Annotated in this window: 5 protein-coding genes; all 5 read left to right on the forward strand. The window is 74.1% G+C overall.

The window, feature by feature from the left end; all coding sequences use genetic code 11:
* The first annotated feature begins 194 nt into the window (after window positions 1-194).
* From AC2W7G_RS10420 to folP, 5 genes are read left to right on the forward strand one after another with little or no spacing between them, the layout of a single operon-like run.
* Window positions 195-521: a Clp protease/crotonase-like domain-containing protein gene (locus AC2W7G_RS10420; RefSeq protein WP_485868370.1), complete on the forward strand. Its 327-nt coding sequence runs from the start codon at window positions 195-197 to the stop codon at window positions 519-521.
* Window positions 518-967, forward strand: coding sequence for an enoyl-CoA hydratase/isomerase family protein (locus tag AC2W7G_RS10425; protein WP_485868371.1), 450 nt, complete (start codon window positions 518-520; stop codon window positions 965-967). Before AC2W7G_RS10420 ends, AC2W7G_RS10425 begins: the two co-directional genes overlap by 4 nt.
* A gap of 17 nt (window positions 968-984) precedes the next feature.
* Window positions 985-2,034, forward strand: coding sequence for an LLM class F420-dependent oxidoreductase (locus AC2W7G_RS10430; RefSeq protein ID WP_485868372.1), 1,050 nt, complete (start codon window positions 985-987; stop codon window positions 2,032-2,034).
* Between the two features lie 3 nt (window positions 2,035-2,037).
* Window positions 2,038-3,141 (forward strand): CaiB/BaiF CoA transferase family protein, encoded by a 1,104-nt coding sequence (locus AC2W7G_RS10435; protein ID WP_485868373.1) that lies wholly within the window; start codon window positions 2,038-2,040, stop codon window positions 3,139-3,141.
* Between the two features lie 13 nt (window positions 3,142-3,154).
* A complete protein-coding gene (gene folP / locus AC2W7G_RS10440; RefSeq protein ID WP_485868374.1) occupies window positions 3,155-4,027 on the forward strand; it encodes a dihydropteroate synthase in 873 nt (290 codons plus the stop codon).
* The last annotated feature ends 144 nt before the right edge of the window (window positions 4,028-4,171 follow it).

The following is a 4,171-nucleotide window of genomic DNA, read 5'->3' on the forward strand; positions in this document are numbered from 1 at the left end:
GAGCGCGTCGTGGCCCACACCCTGGCCGCGGACGTCCGCTCGGGCGGCGTGCTGCGGGCCGCCGGGTTCGCCGAGGCCGAGCGCCTGGTGCACCCCGAGGAGGGCGAGCTCGTCCGCTGGGAGCGCCGACCCTGAGACGACGCACCGTGTGTCCGCCGACACACCGTGACAGCGCTTCTGGCACGATGCGAGCCATGAGCTCCTCGGTCACCCGGCACGGTCGCGTGCTGCGCCTCGTCCTGTCCGACGTCTCCGCCGGCAACGCCCTGGACTTCGGCCGCGTCCACGAGGCCCTGGCCGCGCTGCAGGCGCTCGACCCGGACGAGACCGGCGCGGTGCTGCTCGGCGCCGACGGCCCGCACTTCTCCACCGGCGGCAACGTCCACGCCTTCGCCGCCGCCGAGGACCGCCACGCGCACGTCCACGACGCCGGCCGACGGCCTGCACGACTCGTGCGCGTGCTCGACGGCGTCGGCGTCCCCGTCGCGCCGGGTGCCCGGCTGGCCGCCGCGCCGGGATGAGCCTGGTGCTGCTGGCCGACGTCCGCATCGGCGGCGCCCGCACCCGGCTCAAGCCGGCCTACCCCGGCATCGGCTACACCCCCGACGGCGGCATGACCCACACGCTGGCCCGCCAGGTCGGCGAGGCCAAGGCCCGCGAGCTCTCCTCACCACGCGACGATCGACGCCGAGACCGCCGAGCGGCTCGGCATCCTGTCGCGCGTCGTCGCCGACGAGAGGTGGCCGACGAGGCGCTCGCCGCGGCGTCCGCCCTGGCCGAGGGACCGACCGAGGCCTACGGACGCATCCGCGCGCTGTTCCGCGAGGGCCGCGCGCGCTCGCTCTCGGACCAGCTCGACGCCGAGTCCGACTCGATCGCCGACAGCTCCACCAGCCCGGCCGGCATCGAGGGCGTGGACGCCTTCGTCGCCGGACGTCCCGCCCAGTGGCCCACGGCCACGTCCTGACCCAGAGAGGAACCGCCATGCGCCTGGGCATGCAGCTCGACTACTCCGCCGGCTTCAAGGAGGCCGTCGCCGACATCCAGCGGCTCGAGGCCGCCGGGCTCGACACGGTCTTCGCCGCCGAGCTCTACAGCTACGACTCGATCAGCCAGCTCGGCTACATCGCGGCGAGGACCGAGACGGTCAAGATCGCCACCGGCATCGTCAACATCTACTCGCGGACGCCCGCGCTGCTGGCGATGACCGCGGCCGGCCTCGACTACATCTCCGACGGCCGCTTCATCCTCGGCCTCGGCGCCTCCGGCCCGCAGGTCGTCGAGGGCTTCCACGGCGTGCCCTACGACGCGCCGATCGGCCGCACCCGCGAGGTCATCGAGATCTGCCGCAAGGTCTGGCGCCGCGAGCCGCTGACCTACGACGGGAAGTTCTACCAGCTGCCGCTGCCCGCCGAGCAGGGCACGGGACTGGGCAAGCCGCTCAAGCTCATCAACCACCCGCTGCGCGCCGACATCCCGGTGATGCTGGCCGCGATGGGGCCCAAGAACGTCGCCCTCGCCGCCGAGCTGTGCGAGGCCTGGGAGCCGATCTTCTTCCACACCGGCAAGGCCATGGACGTCTTCGGCCCGTCGCTGGAGAAGGGCCGGGCGAAGCGCTCGGCCGACCTGCCGCCGCTGGAGATCTACGTCGACGCGCCGGCCTACATCGGTGCCGACGAGGGCAAGGCGGTCGAGGAGGTCAAGCACCGCCTGGCGCTGTACGTGGGCGGCATGGGCGCCAAGGGCAAGAACTTCTACCACGACCTCGCGACCCGCTACGGGTACGGCGAGCAGGCCGACAAGATCCAGGACCTGTACCTGTCGGGCAAGAAGGTCGAGGCCGCCGCCGAGGTGCCCGAGGAGTTCGCGCGGTCCATCTCGCTCATCGGCAGCGAGTCCGACGTCGCCGAGCAGCTGGCCGCGTTCGAGCGCGCCGGCGTCAGCACGATCCTGGTCAGCCCCGTCGGCGACGCCAACCGTGACGCGGACGCGCGCCTGCGCCTGGTCGAGCAGATCAACGAGCTGAAGGGCTGACCCGTGGCCGGACCCCTCGCAGGCATCCGCGTCGTCGAGCTCGGCGGCATCGGGCCCGGGCCGCACGCGGCGATGATGCTGGGCGACCTCGGCGCGGACGTCGTGCGCGTCGAGCGTCCGTCCGGCGGCCTGGACGTCACGGGCGGCCAGGGCGGCGACCACCTCATGCGCAGCCGCCGCTCGGTCGGCCTGAACCTCAAGGACGAGGCGGACAAGGCGACGCTGCTCGCGCTGGTCGAGAAGGCGGACGTCGTCGTCGAGGGCTTCCGGCCCGGCGTGGCCGAGAAGCTCGGCATCGGCCCGGACACGTGCCTGGAGCGCAACCCGCGCGTCGTCTACGCCCGCATGACCGGCTGGGGCCAGACCGGCCCGATGGCCCACCTGGCCGGGCACGACATCAACTACGTCGGCCTCACCGGTGCGCTCCACGCCATCGGACCGGCGGACAAGCCCGTCCCGCCGATCAACCTGCTCGGCGACTTCGGCGGCGGCTCGATGCTGCTCGTCCAGGGCGTCCTCGCGGCGCTGGTCGAGCGCGGCACGTCCGGCCAGGGGCAGGTCGTGGACGCCGCCATCGTCGACGGGACGTCCACCCTCATGCAGTTCGTGTGGGCGCTCCAGGGCATCGGCCTGTGGCAGGACCGCCGCGGCGCGAACCTGCTCGACGGCGGGGCGCCGTTCTACGACACCTACCGCTGCAGCGACGGCGGCTGGATGGCCGTCGGGTCGCTCGAGCCGCAGTTCTACGCGCTGCTGCTCGAGGGGCTGGGGCTCGCCGAGGCCGACCTGCCGGCGCAGATGGACCCGTCCGGCTGGCCGCGCCTGCGCGAGGTCTTCACCGAGACGTTCGCCTCGCGCACCCGCGAGGAGTGGACGAAGGTCTTCGCGGGCACCGACGCGTGCGTCACCCCGGTGCTGACCATGGCGGAGGCGGCGCAGGACGAGCACCTGCGGGCGCGCGGCACGATCGTCGACGTCAACGGCGCCACGCAGGCCGGCCCGGCGCCGCGCTTCTCGCGCACCGCTCCGGACGCGCCGACGCCCCCGCCCGTGCCCGGACGCGACAACGACGCCGTGCTGAGCGACTGGGGAGTCGTCGGCGCCTGACACAATGGCGACGATGAGCGTCGACCTGACCTTCCGGGGGCGCCGGGTCGTGCGCGACCGGGCGCTGGTCATGGCCATCCTCAACCGCACCCCCGACTCGTTCTACGACCGGGGCGCGACGTTCGAGGACGCCGCCGCGATCGAGGCCGCGCACCGGCTCGTCGCCGAGGGCGCGGACGTCCTGGACATCGGCGGGGTGAAGGCCGGGCCCGGCGACGACGTCGACGAGCTCGAGGAGATCCGCCGCACCGTCGGCTTCGTCGAGCGGGTCCGCTCCGAGCTGCCGGACGTGGTCATCAGCATCGACACCTGGCGCGCGTCCGTGGGCCGCGCCGCCGTCGAGGCCGGCGCCGACCTGCTCAACGACACCTGGCAGGGCGCCGACCCCGGTCTCGTCGACGTGGCCGCCGAGCTGGGCGCCGGGTTCGTCTGCTCGCACACCGGCGGCGCGGTGCCGCGCACCCGTCCGTTCCGGGTCGCCTACCCCGACGTCGTCGCCGACGTGGTCGCCGAGACGACCGCCGCCGCAGAGCGGCTCGTCGCCCGCGGGGTGCCGCGCGAGGGCATCCTCGTCGACCCCACGCACGACTTCGGCAAGAACACCTGGCACGGGCTGGAGCTGCTGCGCCGCGCCGACGAGCTCGTCGCCACCGGCTGGCCGGTGCTCATGGCGCTGAGCAACAAGGACTTCGTCGGCGAGACGCTGGGCGGGCTCCCGCCGGCCGAGCGGGGCGAGGGCACGCTGGCCGCCACCGCCCTGGCCGCGCACGCCGGTGCCGCGATGTTCCGCTCCCACGACGTCGTCGGCACGCGACGGGTGCTGGAGATGGTGGCCAGCGTGCGCGGCGACCGCCCGCCCGGACGCGTGGTGCGCGGTCTTGCCTGACCACGACGCGGGCTCGAGCAGGCGCGCGCTTGGCTGGCCCGGCGCACCGTCGCGCGCGCCGAGCACGACGTGGCGGGCCTCGCCTTCGACCTGCCCACGCAGACCGGGTACGACCCCGACCACGAGCTGAGCCGCGGCGAGGTG

This window comes from Aeromicrobium sp. PFPM2_SD2, from assembly GCF_057364525.1.